Here is a 15,823-nt window from a genome sequence, read left to right as displayed (position 1 = left end):
CCCCGCACCTCCGCTCCCCCCCCACCGTCCCCCCGGTCGCGTCGCCCTGCCGCCGTGCCGCGATTCGCCCTGCCCGTCGCCCGTCGTCGCCCGCCCGAGGAGACCCCTATGCCCTTCACCGCGCCCATCCCGCCGCCGGGGGAGCAGCCGCTCGCCCCGACCCCGTACCGCGATCTCCCCCGAACCCCCGGAGCCTCCGCCATGGCCAACCGCTTCCGCATCGACCGCAGTTCCGCCACGGAGGAGTTCGGGCTCGCCTGCCAGCGGCTGATCCCGTGGCCGGGCGGGGAGGAGACGCCCGTGGGGGCGATGGCCTGTTTCCTGCGGCCCGGCGGGGATTCCGACCCCGACTGCCACAACCAGGACGAGGTCATGATCATCCTGTCCGGCTCGGGGGCCGTGACCCTCGACGGCGTGCAGGAACCGCCGTTCCGCGCCGGCGACGTCGTCGTCCTGCCGCGCAACCAGGAGCACGTCGTCCACAACACCGGCGACGCCGAGCTGAGCTGGGTCTCCCTCTACTGGCCGCTGCGCGAGCCGGCCCTGCCGACGGACGGCACCGACACCACCGACCGCACCGCCACCACCGACGAGAACGAGGAGGTTGCCGCATGAGCGACAACGTGACGACCCAGTGGATCACCGCCACCCCGCCCACCCCCAACGGCGACCTGCACATCGGCCACCTCGCCGGCCCGTACCTCGCCGGTGACGTGCTGCGCCGCTTCCTGGCCGCCGAGGGCACCGGCCCGGTCCGCTACACGACCGGTCTCGACGACCACCAGAGCTACGTCCCCGTCCGCGGCATCAACGACGGCGGCCGCAAGGGCGAGGAAGTCGCCGACGGCTACGGCGCCTCGATCGAGTCCGTGTGGAGCCGCGCCGGTGCCGCGTTCGACGCGATCGTCCGCCCGCGCCGCGACGTCGGATACCAGTCGGCCGTCCAGGAGTTCTTCCAGCGGCTGTACGACGCGGGGCACATCGTCGCCCGCACGACGCCGCTGCCGTACTGCACCGGCTGCGAGCGCTGGCTGTACGAGGCCTACCTGAAGGGCGACTGCCCGCACTGCGGATCCGGCTCCAACGGCAACGCCTGCGAGCCCTGCGGCCGCCCGAACGACTGCGCCGACCTGGCGAACCCGGTCTGCACCGGCTGCGGCGCCACCCCCGAACTCCGCGACTGCGAACGGCTCTACTTCCCCCTCGCCCCCTGGGAGCAGCAGCTCGCCGACTTCTGGGACGAGGTCGACATGCCGCCGCACCTGCGGTCCCTGTGCGAGTGGATGCGGGCCGAGGGGCTTCCCGAGATCGCCGTCAGCCACCCCTCCGAGTGGGGCGTGCCGGTGCCGGTCGAGGGCTTCACCGAGCAGCGGATCTACGTCTGGTTCGAGATGGCCCCGGGCTACCTCCTGGAGTGGACCGGCGCCGGCGGCACCGGTCCGGCGCCCGCGCCCGTCCAGTTCTTCGGCTTCGACAACGGCTACTTCCACGCCCTGCTGTTCCCCGCCGCGTTCCGGGCGTACGACCCCGAGATCGCGCTGCCGAGGGCCTTCGTGGTCAACGAGTTCTACCGGCTGGAGGGGCTGAAGTTCTCGACCAGCCGCCGCCACGCCATCTGGGCGCACGAGGAGCTGGCCCGCACGAGCGCGGACGTGCTCCGCTACCACGTGCTGGCCGACCGGCCCAACGGGCGCCAGACCAGCTTCAGTTCGCCGGCCCTCGAAGCGAGCCGCGCCCGCCTGGCCGACCGCTGGGACGGCTGGCTCGGCCGTCTCCTCACGGCCGTCGCCGAGGACGGCGACGGCACGGCGCCCGCCGAGGCGCCGCAGGGCCCGGAGTGGGAGCGGCTGCGCGGCCGGCTGGCCGGGACCGTCGGCCAGCTCAGGGACGCGTACGGCGTCGAGGGGTACGACGCGCGGCGCGCGATCGCGCTGCTCGACGAGATCGTCGGCCTCGCCGAGGACTTCGGGTACGTGACCGGCTTCGAGCGGGAGCGCCCCGAGGGCGGCCCCGCCCACCGCGCCGCCCTCGCCGCCCAGCTCGCCGTCGCCGCCGCCCTGTCGGCCTGGGCCGCGCCCGCCCTGCCGTACGGCTCCGCCCGGCTCGCGGGTCTGCTCGGCCTTCCGTCCGGCCCGCGTCGGGTGGACGCCGACGCCCTGGCGCCCCTGGCCCCGGGCACGCCGGTGGCGGCCTGGCCCGGGGCGGTCTTCAGTGCCTGAGTTCCTGTGGGACATCGGGCCCGGGGCCGACGCCCCGGGCCCGATCGAGACCGAGGCGGTGGCCGGCGACGCGTCGGCGGTCGTGACGCCGGGCGGCGTCGTGTCCGCGCTCGGCACCTGGGCCGGTGCCGTGACCGGCCTGCAGTCGGCGGAGGCGGAGGCCGCGGCGGACGCCCTGCCGCACGGGGCCGTCGTCGGCCCGTTCTCCGGGGAGCGGGCCGCCTGGGGCGAGCACCTGGAGCGGGCGGCCGCCCACTACGGGTCCTCCGTCACCTGGGAGCTGTACGACGACCGGGGCGAGACCGAGACGGCCCGGCAGATCGCCGAGGCGGTCGTCGCGGAGGGCCGGCACACGCTGGTCGTGGGGCACTTCAACAGCGCCGGCGCGCGCGTGGCCCTGCCCGTCTACCGGGCGGCCGGGCTGCCCGTCCTGCTGCCCCTGGCCACCACGCCCGACCTGCTCGCCGACAGCACCGGCACCATCCTGCGCTGGTGCCCGGACGACCGGGCCCAGGCCGTCGACCTGGTGGCGGCCGTGCGGGAGGCGGGGCACACGCGGATCGCCGTCGCCCACGACGGCTCCGTCTACGGCGAGCACCTGGCCGGGCTCGTCCGCGCACCGCGGACGCCGCCGCCGGGCGCCCCCGTCCTGCCGTCGGGCGCCGTGGTCTCGGACGGCAGCGGCCCGGCGACGGGGGCGTGCCCGCTGCCGGCGGCGCTGTCGGGGGCGGCCCAGGCCGCCGCGCCGGAGGGCGCGCGGCCGGGCGGGTGCCCGGTCCTCGAAGGCGTCGACGGGCCCGACGCGGAGACCGCCGCCCGGATCACCGCGCTCGTGGTGTGCGGTACGCACGCGGGGGCCGCGCGGGTCGGGCGGGAGTGGCGGGCGGCCGGTTTCGCGGGGGCGTTCTACTTCACCGACGACTGCGCGGTGGACGAGTTCGCCGCGCTGCTCGCCGAACCGCCCGGCCGCCCGGCCGCCCGGGTGGCGCGGATGCGGGGCGGCCCGGAGACCCATGTGGACGCGGCGTTCGCCGCCGCCACCGCGGCCCTGGCCGAGGACCCGGGCCGGACCGGGCGCACGCTCGTGGCGGCCGTACGGGCCCACGCGGACCGGGGGTTCACCGCGCGCGGGGAGCCGGAGGCGGGCAGCGTCGGCTGGGACCTCGTGCCGGTGCCGGCCGCGCCGCGCGTCACCGCGCCGGGGCACGGCCGCGGCCGGGCCTACGACGTGATCATCGTGGGCGCCGGGGTGGTCGGCGCCGCCACCGCGTCCGTGCTCGCCCGGCACGGCGCCCGGGTGGCGCTCGTCGCGCCCATGGACGGCAGCCAGGACCACGCGACCGCCATGTCCGGCGGGCTCGTGCGGTCCTACGAACCCGACCCGTACCTGCGGGGACTCGCGCTGCGGAGCCACCAGCTGGCCTGGGGGCCCGCCGCGCTGGCACCCGGCCCCTACGGCTTCCTCACCACCGGCTCGCTCGTGCTGTGCGGCGACGCGGACCTCGAACAGGCCCGCAAGGGCGTCGTGGAGCTCAACGGCGCGGGTGTGCCCGCCGAACTGCTCGGGCCCGAGGTGCTCAGGGACCGCTTCCCCGGTCTGGCCGTCGACGGCGTCACCGCCGCCGTGTGGGAGCCCGAGGCCGGGTACGCCGACCCGCCCCGCACCGCGCGCGCCTACCGCGACCGCGCCCTGGCCCACGGGGCCCGGCTGCTGCCCGCGCGGGTCCTGGAACTGGTCGCCCCGCCCGGGGCCGACCGGGTCCGCGTGCTGCTCGAACCCGGGGGCCCCGTGGAGGCCCGCGCCATCGTCCTGGCCGCCGGCGGCGGCACCGGGAACATCGCCGGGCACCAGCTCAGCGGCGCGGACGCCGGGCGCACCAAGACCATCCGGTACGGCTTCTTCCACCACCCGGCCACGGCCGGCCTGCCGACCGTCGTCGACCTGGTGACCGGGGTGTGGGGCAGGCCCCAGCTCAGCGGGGAGGCGGCCGGCGGCTACATGGCCGGCCGGCCCGTCGACGAGTGGGACGTGCCGCCCGGCGGCGACGAGACGCTCACCGACGAGCAGGTGGCGTACATCCGCGAGGGGGCCGCCGTGCGCTGGCCCTGGCTCGCCGACCCCGCCACCCGGTTCCTCGCCGGCCGGCAGGGCGTCGACCTCTACACCCCGCACTCCCGCCCCCACCTCGGGCGGGAGCACGCCGGCAGCCGGGTCGTCCTCGCGACCGGGTGGTCGGGCGCCGGCTTCAAGACCGCCCCGGCGGCGGCGGAGCTGGCCGCGGCGGAGGCCATGGAGGTGCTGACGGGTTCCTGAGCCCCCGTTCCCGCGCCCGCCCGGAAGGCGGCGCCGGGAGACGGGGTCGCGGTGCGGCCGCACGGGAGCGGCCGCACCCGGTTCGGTGTCGGTGTGGGGGTCACGGGAGGTGACGGTATGACGGATGTGGAGGCTCGGCCGGAGACGGCCGAGGGAGGTCGTGCGGGGCTCGGGGTCCGGGCTCTGGTGGTGTTCTACGTCAGCAGTCTGGTGGGCACGGGCATCCTGCTGGTGCCGGGGCTGACGGAGCGGCAGGCGGGTCCCGCCGCGCTGCTCGCCTGGCTGGCGCTCGCGCTCAGCTCGTACCCGTTCGCGCGCTTCTTCGCGGAGATGTCGGCGTGGCGGCCGGACGCGGCGGGGCTGGCGGCGATGGTGGAGGCCGGGTTCGGCCGGCGGCCGGGGCGGGCGGCGGCGCTGCTGCTGGTGGCCACGTACGTCATCGGGAACCCGGTGATGGGCATCGTGTCGGCCCGCTGCCTGCTGGGTCTGCTCGGGGAGCCCGACGGGCCGGTGTACCCCCTGGCCATCGGTTTCATGGCGCTGTCCGCGGCGTTCACGCTGCTCGGCCTCACGGCCGGCGCCCGCGTCCAGGCCGCCGCGCTGGTCGTGCTGCTGCTCGGGCTCGGCGGGGCCGTGGTCCTCGCGGTGCCGCGCTTCGACGCGGGCCAGTACACGCCGTTCGTCACGCACGGCTGGGGCGGGGTCGGCATCGCCGTCGTGACCGCCTTCTTCTCCTTCCTCGGCTGGGAGAACGTCTCGACGCTCGCCGAGCAGGTCGACGACCCGGCCCGGAGCTACCGGCGGGCCATCCGCTGGGCCGTCCCGATCGTGGGTCTGCTGTACGCGGTGGTGACGGCCGCGTACCTCGCCGTACCGGGCGACGAGCCGGTCGTCATCACGGCCCTGCTCGGCGCCTCGCTCGGCGAGGGCGGCGCGATCGCCGGCGACCTGCTCGCCCTGGGGCTGGCCGTCGTCGCCACCAACGCCTGGGTCCTCGGCGCCACCCGCGTCGTCCGGGCCGCCGCCCGCGAGCGGATCCTGCCGAAGGGCCTGGCCGACCGGCCGGTGCCGGCCACGCTCGCCCTGGCCTGCGCCTACGCGGCCGTGCTCGGCGTCCTGAACCTGGCCGGCACGGGCGAGGAGCCGGCGCTGGTCGTCACCAGCAGCGCCTTCCTGCTCCTGTACGTGGCGGCGGCCGCGGCGGCGCTGCGGGCGCACGGCACCGGCCGTGCGCTGCGGGCGACGGCCGTGGTGACGCTGGTGATCGCGGCCGTGTTCCTCTCCTTCGCCGGCACGGGGCTGCTGTTCGCCCTGGCGCTCGCCGCCGTCTGTGTCGCGCTGACGGCCGGCCGGTCCCGTGCGTCCTGAACTCCCCCTCCGATCCACCGACTTCCCCGAAAGGGTTTCCGTCATGAACGAGACCACCACCCCCGTCTACGACGTCGTCGGCGTCGGCTTCGGCCCCGCCAACCTCGCGCTCGCCATCGCCATCGAGGAGCACAACGAGCAGGCCGCGCCCGGCGAGGAGCTGACGGCCGTGTTCCTGGAGAAGCAGCCGGCGTTCGGCTGGCACCGGGGCATGCTCATCCCGGACGCGACCATGCAGGTCTCGTTCCTCAAGGACCTGGCCACCCTGCGCAACCCGGTCAGCCGCTTCGGCTTCGTGCCCTACCTGCACGACCGGGGCAGGCTGGTCGACTTCATCAACCACAAGGCGCTCTTCCCGACCCGCGAGGAGTTCCACGACTATCTCCAGTGGGCCGCCAACGGCGTGGACCACATGGTCCGTTACGGCCTGGAGGTGACCGCGATCCGCCCCGCGGACCGGGCGGGCCAGGACGGTCCCGTCGTCGAGGTCGACGTGGCCGCCCTCGGCGGTGCCGGCAGCGGCGCCGAGGCGGAGGCCGTCACCTACCGGGCGCGGAACCTGGTCGTCGGCACCGGCCTCGTGCCCCGGCTCCCCGAGGGCGTCGAGTCCTCCGCACGCCTCTGGCACAGCAGTGAGTTCCTCCACCGGCTGGCCGCGCTGCCCGGCGGCACCCCGCGCCGGTTCGTGGTGGCCGGGGCCGGCCAGAGCGCCGCCGAGATAGCCGACCACCTGCACCGCACGTACGAGGACGCCGAGGTCGTCGCCGTGCACACGCGGTACGGGTACAGCCCGGCCGACGACAGCCCGTACGCGAACCGGATCTTCGACCCGGAGGCGGTCGACCTCTACCACGGCGCCGACCCGTCCGTCCGGCGCACCCTGATGGACTATCACCGCAACACCAACTACGGCGTGGTCGACATGGACCTCATCGAGGAGCTCTACCGCCGCTCCTACCAGGAGAAGGTGCGCGGCGAGCAGCGGCTGCGGATCCTCGGCGTCACCCGGATCACCGGGGTCGAGGAGGGCCCGGACGGCGTCCGCGTCGAGGTGCGGAACCTGGCGACCGGGGAGACGGAGACGATGACGGCCGACGCCGTCGTGTACGCCACGGGCTACGGCGAGCCCGACCCGACCCGGCTGCTCGGCGCTCTGGACTCCTCCTGCCTGCGCGACGAGGACGGGCGGCTGCGGGTGCGGCGCGACTACCGGGTGGAGACCGCCCCCGGCGTGGAGGCCGGGATCTACCTGATGGGAGGCACCGAGCACTCGCACGGCATCACGGCCAACCTGCTGTCGATGGCCGCCGTGCGGGCCGGCGAGATCTGCGACTCCCTGGCGGAGCACCGCCGTTCCGACAGGCGGTCCCCGGTGGCGGTGACGGGCTGAGACCCCGTACAACACCTGCACACCGGATCATTCGGAGCGAGAGGGAACCATGAGCACCACCACCGCCACCCCCGACGACCGGCTGGACGTCACCGAGCGGACCCGGCTGCGCCGCATGCGGGAGAAGGGCAGCCACCGCCGCGCCGACCTGGATGCCGTGCTCGCCGCGGGCTTCCTCTGCCACCTCGGCGTCACCGTCGACGGCTCGACGATGGTGGTGCCCACCGCGTACGGCGTCGACGGCGACCGGCTCTACCTGCACGGTTCCGTCGCCAGCCGCAGTCTGGTCCAGGCCCCGGACACCACCGTCTGCGTCACCGTCACCCACGTCGACGGGCTGGTCCTGGCCCGCTCCGTCTTCGAGCACGGCGTCAACTACCGCTGCGCGATGGTCTACGGCGTGCCGCGGATCGTGACCGATCCGGAGGAGAAGCTGCGCGGCCTGCGGGCGCTCACCGAGCAGAGTTCGCCCGGGCAGTGGGAGTACGTGCGCCGGCCCAGCCGCAAGGAGCTGGCCGCGACGTCCGTCCTCGCCCTGGACCTCACCGAGGCGTCGGTGAAGACCCGGACCGGCCCGCCGGACGACGGGGACTCCGAGGACGCGGCGCTCGGCCTGTGGGCGGGGGTGCTGCCGGTCGTGTCCACCTTCGGCGAGCCGGTCACCGACCCCGTCCTGCTGGCCGACCTGGCGCCGCCGGCCCACGTCTCCTCGCGCGCGGGCCGGCGGACGGACGCCCGCTAGGGGGCGTCGTCGAAATCCCCTCGTTGCCCGCAGGGCAGAGGGGATGGTGACGACAGGCCCTCGGGGGCGTCCTCACGCCACCGGCCGCCGTGCGGTGCCGTCGAGGGGCTGGAGGTCCAGGCGGCTGAGGTGGTCGGCGTCGGCCAGTAGGTCGACGGAGGTGATCAGGTCGTGGAGGACGGTGAAGCCGAGGACCGCGGTGGCGTCGCCGGTGCCCGCCGGATCGCCCTCGACCAGGCCCGCCATGCCGTCCACCAGGGCGGGGCGGGCCACCCTCGCGTGCCGGGCCACCGGCCGGGCGACGGCCGGGGCCCCGTGCGCCGCGGCCGTCCCCGCACGGACGGCGGCCGCGTCGGCCCGGAGCACCACGTCCGGGTCGAGCAGGGCGAGCAGGCCGTCGAGATCACCGTTGCGCGCGGCCGTCAGGAGGGCCGCGACGACCTCGCGGCCGCGGTCGGGATCGGGGTGTGGCATCTCCTCGGCGCCGCCCACCCGGTGCCGGGCCCGGCCGGCGAGCTGCCGGGCGGCGGACGGGGTGCGGTCCAGGATCCCGGCGATCTCCTCGTAGGGCTCGGCGAACAGGTCGTGCAGGACGTACGCCAGCCGTTCGGAGGGCGTCAGGCCGTCCAGGACCTGCGCGAGGTCCGGGCCCGCGGCGTCACGGTCGGCGGCGAGCAGGGCCCGCCGCCCGGGGTCGGAGACCTGCTCGGGCCGGTGGGGCCGGTGTGGTGCGCCGACGGCCCAGGGGTCCCACGGGTCCCAGGGTGCGCCCCGGTGCGCCTCGCGGGCGCGGAGCCGCTCCAGGCAGACCCGGGCGACGACCTCGGTCGGCGGGTCGCCGCGCCGCACCGAGGCCCGTACCGCCTCCCGTGCCGCGCGCAGCACCGCCTCCCGTACGGCGTCGTCGGCCTCGTCGAACGTGCCGAGCAGGCGGTACGCGACGGCCCGGAGCCGCTGCCGCTCCTCCTCGAAGCGGGCGCCGACGGCCCGGTCGTCTCTGTCGTGCGTGTCGTCATCCACGGGGTGTGACCTCCGCGACGCGGGGTGCGGCCGCCGCCGGTGTCCCGACGGCGGCCCTGGGTTCGCCCGGCGTCAGTCGCCGTGTCCGGTGCCCCCGCTGCCGAAGCCACCGCTGGAGATCCCGCCCCACTTGCGCTTCTCCTCGCTGGGCGGGTCGGGCGAGCTCTCCGTACCGCCGGAGCCCTTCAGCTGGTACGGCATGAGCCGGTGCTCGCCGTCGTTCCGGGGCATCTCCTCGGCCCTGCGGTATTCGGACGTCTCGCCCGGCAGGGCGCCGGTGTCGGGCCGGTGCGGCTGTTCGTCCGGCTGGGGCGGTGAGGATTCGCGGTCGCGGACCCGGAAGCCGAGCCAGACCGCGCCGATGAGCACGGCGACGATGACCAGGCCGCCGAGAAGCTGTCCAAGACCTGACTGCCAAACCCCAGCGGCCAGGACCTCTGCTGCGCTGAGAGTGTTCATACCTTCAGGATTACCCGATTCCGCTTATTCGGATACGCCGGGCGGGAATCCCCCGGAAATTCCCCGGGATCCGCTGAAACATTTCCCCGGCCCCATCGCGTCAATGAGGTGTACGGCGACCACACCACGTGACCGAGAGGCAAGGAGGGGCATGAGAAAGTCCCGCGCGGACGAGTTCCTGGAGTTCGCCTCCGCACGCACGGGGCACCTGTTCCGGTCCGCCTGCCTGCTGACCAGCGGCGACACCCACCTCGCCGAGGACCTCACCCAGGAGACGCTGGGCCGGATGTACGCGCTGTGGGGGCGCATGGCCCGCGTCGGCAACCCCGCCGCCTACGCCCAGACCGTGCTGGTGCGCACCTTCCTCAGCCACCAGCGGCGCCGGTCCGCCACCGAGCGGCCGCTCGGCGAACTGCCCGACCGCGCCCCCGAGACCGGAGAGGACCCGGCCCTGCGGATCGCCCTGCTCGACGCGCTGGCCGGACTCGCGCCCAAGGACCGGGCGGTCGTGGTGCTGCGGTACTGGGAGGACCGCAGCATCGAGGAGACCGCCGAGGCCCTCCACGTCAGCTCCGCCGCGGTGCGCACCCGCTCCGTCCGCGCCCTGTCCCGCCTCCGCGAACGGCTCGGCGGCAGCCTCACCGAGTTCGCCGCCCGCTAGGGCCTCCCCCCCAGTCGTCCCGCCCACGAACCGGAAACGGTGGTTCCGCCATGCCCCAGAACGAAGGTCTCCCGCACGACGCTCCCCGGCACCAGGGGTTCGAGGAGGAGCTCGGCGCCGTCCTGCGCCGCACCGGCGACGGCTTCTCCGCCGAGGGCCGCCGCGAGCTCGTCGCGGGCGGCCTCGCCCGCGGCCGGCGCCGCCTCGTGCGCCGCCGCCTCGCCGTGACCGGCGGAGCCCTCGCCCTCGCCGCCGTCGGCATCGGCGGCGCCTACGGCGGATCCCTCCTCGACCCCGGGAACACCGCGGCGACCACCTCGGTGGCCGCACCCAAGCCCACCCGGACCCCCGCGGGCGACACCACCACCGGCACCTCCACCCCGCAGAAGCCCGGCGAGGCGCAGATCCCGGTCAAGGACCTCGCGGCCGTGCTCAAGGCCCACACCCCGTCCGGCACCTGGGAGATCGACGGCCTCGACGGACGCGGCCAGTCGGTCGCCGGCGTCTACGACGACGGCCGCGGCCGGGCCGCCGTCTCCGTCGGCCTCTACCGCGCCGCCCGCGGCGAGGGGGGCGCGTCGCAGGTCGAGTGCCCCAGCAAGGTCTACGTGCCCTACGACGACTGCACCACCGAGCGGCTGCCGGACGGCTCCCGGCTCATGATCCTCCAGGGGTACGAGTACCCCGACAAGCGCGAGGAGACCAAGTCCTGGCGGGCGGTCCTGCTCACCAAGGACGGCTTCCTCGTCGACACCAGCGAGTACAACGCCGCCGCGGAGAAGGGCTCCCCCGTCAGCCGGGAGAACCCGCCCTTCACCCCCGCCCAGCTCAGGGCCCTCGTCACGGCCGACGCCTGGCGCCCGCTGCTGAAGCAGCTGCCGGCGCTGCCGTCGACGCAGATCAAGCCCGGCACCCACCGGCCGCCCGCCCGGCCGGCCGGCGACACGGTCCCGACCACCCTGCGCGCCCTGCTGCCCCAGGGCCTCAAGGTCGTGGACAAGAGCGGCGACAGCGAGTTCGGCTACGTCGTCGTCGACGACGGCAAGGGCAGGAGCCTCGTCCAGATCAACGTCCAGTGGGGCATGGGCGACGTCGCCGACCAGCTCTTCGGCAGCGGCGACGTCACCACGCTGCCCGACGGCCGCAAGGTCAAGCTCACCCAGCAGCCCGGCGAGAAGGGCGGCGCCGGCGTCGTCTGGTGGACCGTCGACACCATGACGCCCGAGGGGTTCCGCGTCGTCGTCTCCGCCTTCAACACCGGTGCCCAGCACGCGGACGCCACGCGCGCCGAGCCCGCGCTGACGATGGCGCAGCTGAAGGACATCGCGCTCAGCGCCCGCTGGCAGGCGCGGCCCGCGCAGTAGACCACTCCGCACGGGGGACAGGGGCGGCGGGCCGACCCGCCGCCCCTCGCCGTGCGTCTCCGCGAATCCGGCCGGACTCCGCATCCCGCCGCGCCTACTTGGCGTCCGCGTACCGCTCGACCGTCGCCGTCGTGAACGGGAAGCGGACCGGGGTCTCGCCGAACGCGATCCGCCCCGCCTCGTCCCCGGCGGCCCGGACCGCCGCCGTCACCGCCCCGGCCTCCTCCGCCGGACAGTGCACGATCACCTCGTCGTGCTGGAAGAACACCAGCTCCGCCCGCATCCCCGCGAGGGAGCGCCGCAGCGCCGCCAGCATCAGCAGGGCCCAGTCCGCGGCACTGCCCTGCACGACGAAGTTACGGGTGAAGCGGCCGCGCGCCCGGGCGTTCCCCGAGGCGTACCCCGGGACGAACTCGCCGCTCTCCGACTCCGGTTCGCCCGACTCCTGCGGCAGCCCCGCCTCGTCGTCGTCGCCCGAGCCGACCGCCCGCGGACTGGTCCGGCCCAGCCAGGTCCGGACGAGCCGGCCCTCCTCGCCCGCCTTCGCGGCCTCGTCGACATAGGCCACCGCGCGCGGGAAGCGGCGTCGCAGCGCCGCCAGGTTCTTCAGGCCGTCGCCGCTGGTCTGGCCGTAGATCGCGCCGAGCAGCGCCAGCTTGGCGTGCTCGCGGTCGCCGGAGAAGGCCCGGTCGGACAGGCGGGTGTAGAGGTCGTCGGGGTGCCCCGCGACCTCCATCAGCCCCGGGTCCCGGGAGATCGCCGCCAGCACCCGCGGCTCCATCTGGTCGGCGTCGGCGACCACCAGCCGCCAGCCCTCGTCCGCGACCACGGCCCGCCGGATCACCTTCGGGATCTGCAGCGCCCCGCCGCCGTTGGTCGTCCAGCGGCCGCTGACGGTGCCCCCGGGCAGGTACTCCGGCCGGAACCGGCCGTCCCTGACCCAGTCGGCCAGCCACGACCAGCCGTGCGCCGTCCAGATCCGGTACAGCTTCTTGTACGCGATCAGCGGCTCCACCGCCGGGTGGTCGACCTCCGCCAGCTCCCAGCGCCGGGTCGACCGCAGCCGCACCCCCGCCTGCGCGAACGCCCTCACCACGTCGGCCGGCAGATCGGGCCGGACCCGGCGGCCGAAGGCCGCGGAGATCTCGTCGGACAGCTCGGCGAGGCGGCGCGGTTCGCCCCCGCCCGCGTACCGCTCGCCGAGCAGTTCGTGCAGCAGCTCCCGGTGCACGTCCGCCCGCCAGGGCAGTCCGGCCCGGTGCATCTCGGCGGCCACCAGCATCCCCGCCGACTCGGCGGCCGTCAGCAGCCGCATGCGGCCCGGATGACCGGTCCGCTCGTGCCGCCGCAGCTGCTCCGCGTAGACCGCGAGGAGCCCCTCGAAGGGCACGGAGACCACGGGCCGCGGCTCGAACAGGGAGTCCTGCGAGCCGGGCTCGGCGCTGCGCTGCGGCGGGTCGGGGGGCACCGGCGCGTTCCGCAGGCGCGCCCAGGCCGCCGCCGCGGAGCGGGGCTCCCCGAGCCGCCCCTCGTGTCCCAGGAGCAGTTGCTCGGCGTCCTCGATGTCGTAGCACCGCTCGACCCGCACGCCCGCGGCCAGCAGCCGCGGGTACACCTCGGCCGTCGACCGCCACACCCAGCGGGCCACCTCCGGCCGGTCCCGCACGGCCGCCACGAGGTCCGGCTCGCGCCGCACCGCACCGGCGGGCGCGCCGTCCGGGCCGAGGGGAACGAGCAGCGCTCCGTCCCCCTCCGCCTCGGCGGCCAGCGCCCACCTCTCGCTCATGCGTCCGAGTCTGGCACCCGCCACTGACAAACCCGGGGCGCCGCCCCGGCGGCGCGGACGGCGGCGCCGCGCGGACGGCAGGGCCGGGAGGGCGGCGGCGCTACGCGGCCGCGTGGAAGAGGGCCGCGGCCTCCCCGCGGGAGTCGACGCCCAGCTTGTTCAGGATGTTCGCGACGTGGAACTTCACCGTGGACTCGCTGATGTGGAGCTCCTCGGCGATGCGCCGGTTGCGGTGGCCGAGGGCGAGGTGCCGGAGCACCTCGACCTCCCGCCCGCCGAGCCCCGTCAGCGGATGGGCGGCCTCGACGGGCGCCTCGGGCGTGGCGAGCGGGACGACGGCGGTGATGGTCGTGCCCCAGCCCGGCACGATGTCCATGTCCAGGCGGCCGCCCAGGACGTCGACGCGGTCGCGGACCGTGCCGGCGCCCAGGTCGCAGGGGGCCAGCGCGCCGGCGCCGTCGTCGCGCACCGAGGCGCGCAGCTCGTGCTCGGTCAGCTGCCAGCCGACGTGGACCCGCCGGACCGAGTCCTGCTCCAGGACGACGAGCAGCAGCGCGCGGACGATCGCCCGCGCGCTGTGCGCCACGTCCGCCGCCAGGGAACGGTCCGAGTCGGGGGCGCCCAGCTCCAGCCGGACGGGGCTGTGCCGCAGCATCGGCCGCAGCTCGCCGGCGAGGCGCTCGAAGGCGTCCCGCGCGGGCTCCTCGGCGAGGGCCCGGTCCCGGCGCTGCGCCGCCCGCATCTCGACGAGCGCCGCGCCCGCCAGGTCGGTCGCGGTCGTCCGGGCCGTCGTGTCGTCGAGCGCGCGGCTCCGCAGCACCCCCAGGACCCCGGAGAGCGCGGCCGTGTGCGCCGTCGTGAGTTCGGCGATCACCCGCGCGCGGGTGTCGGCCGCGGCCCGCGAGCGGGCCAGCGCACCCGGTACGGCCTCGATGGCGAACCGGTCGAAGTGGCTGGTGACCAGGTCCCACAGCGCCTGGGCGACGGCGAGCGCGGCCGGGTCGGCGGGGGTCGCGCCGGCCTCACGGACGAGCACGAGGAGCGCCCCGCGGCGGGTCGCGTGACTGGTGACGGCGACGATCCCGCGCTCCCGGCCGCCGACCGTCGCCACGCCCTGCCAGGGCTCGCCGGGCACCCCCGCCGCGAGCAGCGGCGCCAGCTCGGCGGCGGTCGGACCGTCCGGGCCTGCCGTCGTCTTGAACGGCGAGTGGGCGCAGTGGGTCGAGAGTTCGGCCGCCTCCGCGTGCGGGACCAGCGCGCCGAGGGCGGCCGAGACCTTGGGGAGGATCCCGCCGAGGGGCTGCCGGAGGATCTCGTACACGGTGGTCAGCGTGAGCGCGTCCATGCCGAGCAGCGTAAGCGCGAACAGGCGGGCGGCGGCCGGTCTTTCGGACAGGTGGGACTGGCCGGAGGGAGGGCGGGGAGCCGGTGGCCCGGGCGGCAGTCTGGGCCGTGCCGAAGAACGGGATCACCGAACGGGCAGCACGGGAGGCTGGCATGACCGGTATGGAAGCGATCGTGTACGAGGAGTTCGGCGGGGCCGAGGTGCTGCGCCACGTGACCGGCGTCGCCGTGCCGGAGCCCGGTCCCGGCGAGGTCCGGGTCAAGGTGGCGGCGGTCGGGCTCAACCCGCTGGACTGGAAGCGCCGCCGCGGCTGGGTCGAGGAGTTCTACCCGACGACCTTCCCCGCCGTCCCCGGCCTGGAGTTCGCCGGCATCGTCGACGCGCTCGGCGAGGGCGTCACCGACCTGGCCGTCGGCGACGAGGTCCTCGGCTGGACGAAGACCGGCGCCTACGCCGAGTACGCCCTCGCCGGCACCGTCGCCCGGAAGCCCGCCGGGCTCTCCTGGGAGGGCGCGGCGAGCCTTCCGGTCGCGGGGGAGACCGCGCAGCGGGTGCTGGACCTGCTCGGCGTGGAGCGGGGCGGGACGCTGTTCCTGCACGGCGCCGCGGGCGTCGTCGGCTCGGTGGCCGTCCAGCTCGCCGTCGCGGCCGGGATCAGGGTCGTCGGCAGCGCCTCGGAGTCCAACCACGCCTACCTGCGCGCACTCGGCGCGATCCCGGTGGCGTACGGGGAGGGCCTGGCCGACCGGGTCAGGGCGGCCGCGCCGGAGGGTGTCGACGCGGTCTTCGACGCGGCCGGACACGGCGTGCTGCCGGTCGCGATCGAGCTCCTCGGCGGCGAGGGGACGGCGGACAAGACGCGGATCGTGACCATCGCGGCCACCGACGCCGCCGAGCACGGGATCGTCTTCTCGGGCGTCTCGGGGGACCCCGAGGACGTGCGGCGCGGGCTCGCCGCGCACGCCCGGCTGGCGGCCGAGGGCGCCCTCGCCGTCCGCCTCGCCGACACCTTCCCGCTCAAGGAGGCGGCCCGCGCACAGGAGTCGAGCGAGTCCGGTCACGTGCGGGGCAAGCTGGTCCTGCTCCCGTAGGGCCCCTCCGCGGGCGGCGGGATGAGAGGATCCCCTCGCCCGTGAGTGCCGGTCCGACCGTGGA

General features: G+C 75.9%; 13 protein-coding genes. 9 read left to right on the top strand and 4 right to left on the bottom strand.

Annotation, left to right across the window (positions count from 1 at the left end):
• Positions 1-108: 108 nt before the first annotated feature.
• From ACZ60W_RS13525 to ACZ60W_RS13500, 6 genes are all read left to right on the top strand, one after another.
• Positions 109-615 (top strand): cupin domain-containing protein, encoded by a 507-nt coding sequence (locus tag ACZ60W_RS13525; protein ID WP_469755482.1) that lies wholly within the window; start codon positions 109-111, stop codon positions 613-615.
• Entirely contained in the window at positions 612-2,219 is a 1,608-nt protein-coding gene (locus tag ACZ60W_RS13520) for a class I tRNA ligase family protein (RefSeq protein WP_469755481.1), read from the top strand. Before ACZ60W_RS13525 ends, ACZ60W_RS13520 begins: the two co-directional genes overlap by 4 nt.
• On the top strand, positions 2,212-4,533 hold the full coding sequence (locus ACZ60W_RS13515; protein ID WP_469755480.1) for an FAD-dependent oxidoreductase: 2,322 nt from the start codon (positions 2,212-2,214) through the stop codon (positions 4,531-4,533). The genes ACZ60W_RS13520 and ACZ60W_RS13515 overlap by 8 nt, the downstream gene beginning before the upstream one ends.
• A gap of 117 nt (positions 4,534-4,650) precedes the next feature.
• Positions 4,651-5,901, top strand: a complete 1,251-nt coding sequence (locus ACZ60W_RS13510) for an APC family permease (protein ID WP_469755479.1) — start codon at positions 4,651-4,653, stop codon at positions 5,899-5,901.
• Between the two features lie 43 nt (positions 5,902-5,944).
• Positions 5,945-7,291, top strand: coding sequence for a lysine N(6)-hydroxylase/L-ornithine N(5)-oxygenase family protein (locus tag ACZ60W_RS13505; RefSeq protein WP_469755478.1), 1,347 nt, complete (start codon positions 5,945-5,947; stop codon positions 7,289-7,291).
• Between the two features lie 49 nt (positions 7,292-7,340).
• The gene (locus ACZ60W_RS13500; protein ID WP_469755477.1) at positions 7,341-8,033 is read left to right on the top strand and encodes a pyridoxamine 5'-phosphate oxidase family protein; all 693 of its coding nucleotides are present in this window, start codon (positions 7,341-7,343) and stop codon (positions 8,031-8,033) included.
• Between the two features lie 72 nt (positions 8,034-8,105).
• On the opposite strand, the gene ACZ60W_RS13495 is transcribed toward ACZ60W_RS13500, so the two are convergent.
• Positions 8,106-9,053 carry a sigma factor-like helix-turn-helix DNA-binding protein gene (locus ACZ60W_RS13495; RefSeq protein ID WP_469755476.1) on the bottom strand — a complete coding sequence of 316 codons (948 nt, stop codon included), beginning with the start codon at positions 9,051-9,053 and terminating at the stop codon, positions 8,106-8,108.
• Between the two features lie 72 nt (positions 9,054-9,125).
• Positions 9,126-9,512: a DUF6479 family protein gene (locus ACZ60W_RS13490; RefSeq protein WP_469755475.1), complete on the bottom strand. Its 387-nt coding sequence runs from the start codon at positions 9,510-9,512 to the stop codon at positions 9,126-9,128.
• A 151-nt stretch (positions 9,513-9,663) separates the two neighbouring features.
• Here ACZ60W_RS13490 and ACZ60W_RS13485 point away from each other — a divergent pair, with 151 nt between their 5' ends.
• The gene (locus tag ACZ60W_RS13485; RefSeq protein WP_469755474.1) at positions 9,664-10,173 is read left to right on the top strand and encodes a SigE family RNA polymerase sigma factor; all 510 of its coding nucleotides are present in this window, start codon (positions 9,664-9,666) and stop codon (positions 10,171-10,173) included.
• Positions 10,174-10,223: 50 nt separating this feature from the next.
• A complete protein-coding gene (locus tag ACZ60W_RS13480; protein ID WP_469755473.1) occupies positions 10,224-11,537 on the top strand; it encodes a hypothetical protein in 1,314 nt (437 codons plus the stop codon).
• A gap of 94 nt (positions 11,538-11,631) precedes the next feature.
• Here ACZ60W_RS13480 and ACZ60W_RS13475 read toward each other — a convergent pair whose 3' ends face one another.
• A complete protein-coding gene (locus tag ACZ60W_RS13475; RefSeq protein ID WP_469755472.1) occupies positions 11,632-13,323 on the bottom strand; it encodes a bifunctional 3'-5' exonuclease/DNA polymerase in 1,692 nt (563 codons plus the stop codon).
• Between the two features lie 100 nt (positions 13,324-13,423).
• Positions 13,424-14,668: a LuxR C-terminal-related transcriptional regulator gene (locus ACZ60W_RS13470; protein WP_469755471.1), complete on the bottom strand. Its 1,245-nt coding sequence runs from the start codon at positions 14,666-14,668 to the stop codon at positions 13,424-13,426.
• 161 nt (positions 14,669-14,829) lie between these two features.
• Here ACZ60W_RS13470 and ACZ60W_RS13465 point away from each other — a divergent pair, with 161 nt between their 5' ends.
• Positions 14,830-15,759: an NADP-dependent oxidoreductase gene (locus tag ACZ60W_RS13465; protein WP_469755552.1), complete on the top strand. Its 930-nt coding sequence runs from the start codon at positions 14,830-14,832 to the stop codon at positions 15,757-15,759.
• Positions 15,760-15,823 lie beyond the last annotated feature (64 nt).

The organism is Streptomyces sp. NPDC104202, assembly GCF_055584185.1.
The sequence above is the reverse complement of the archived record's forward strand: the minus strand, read 5'-3'. Positions and strand labels throughout refer to the sequence as shown.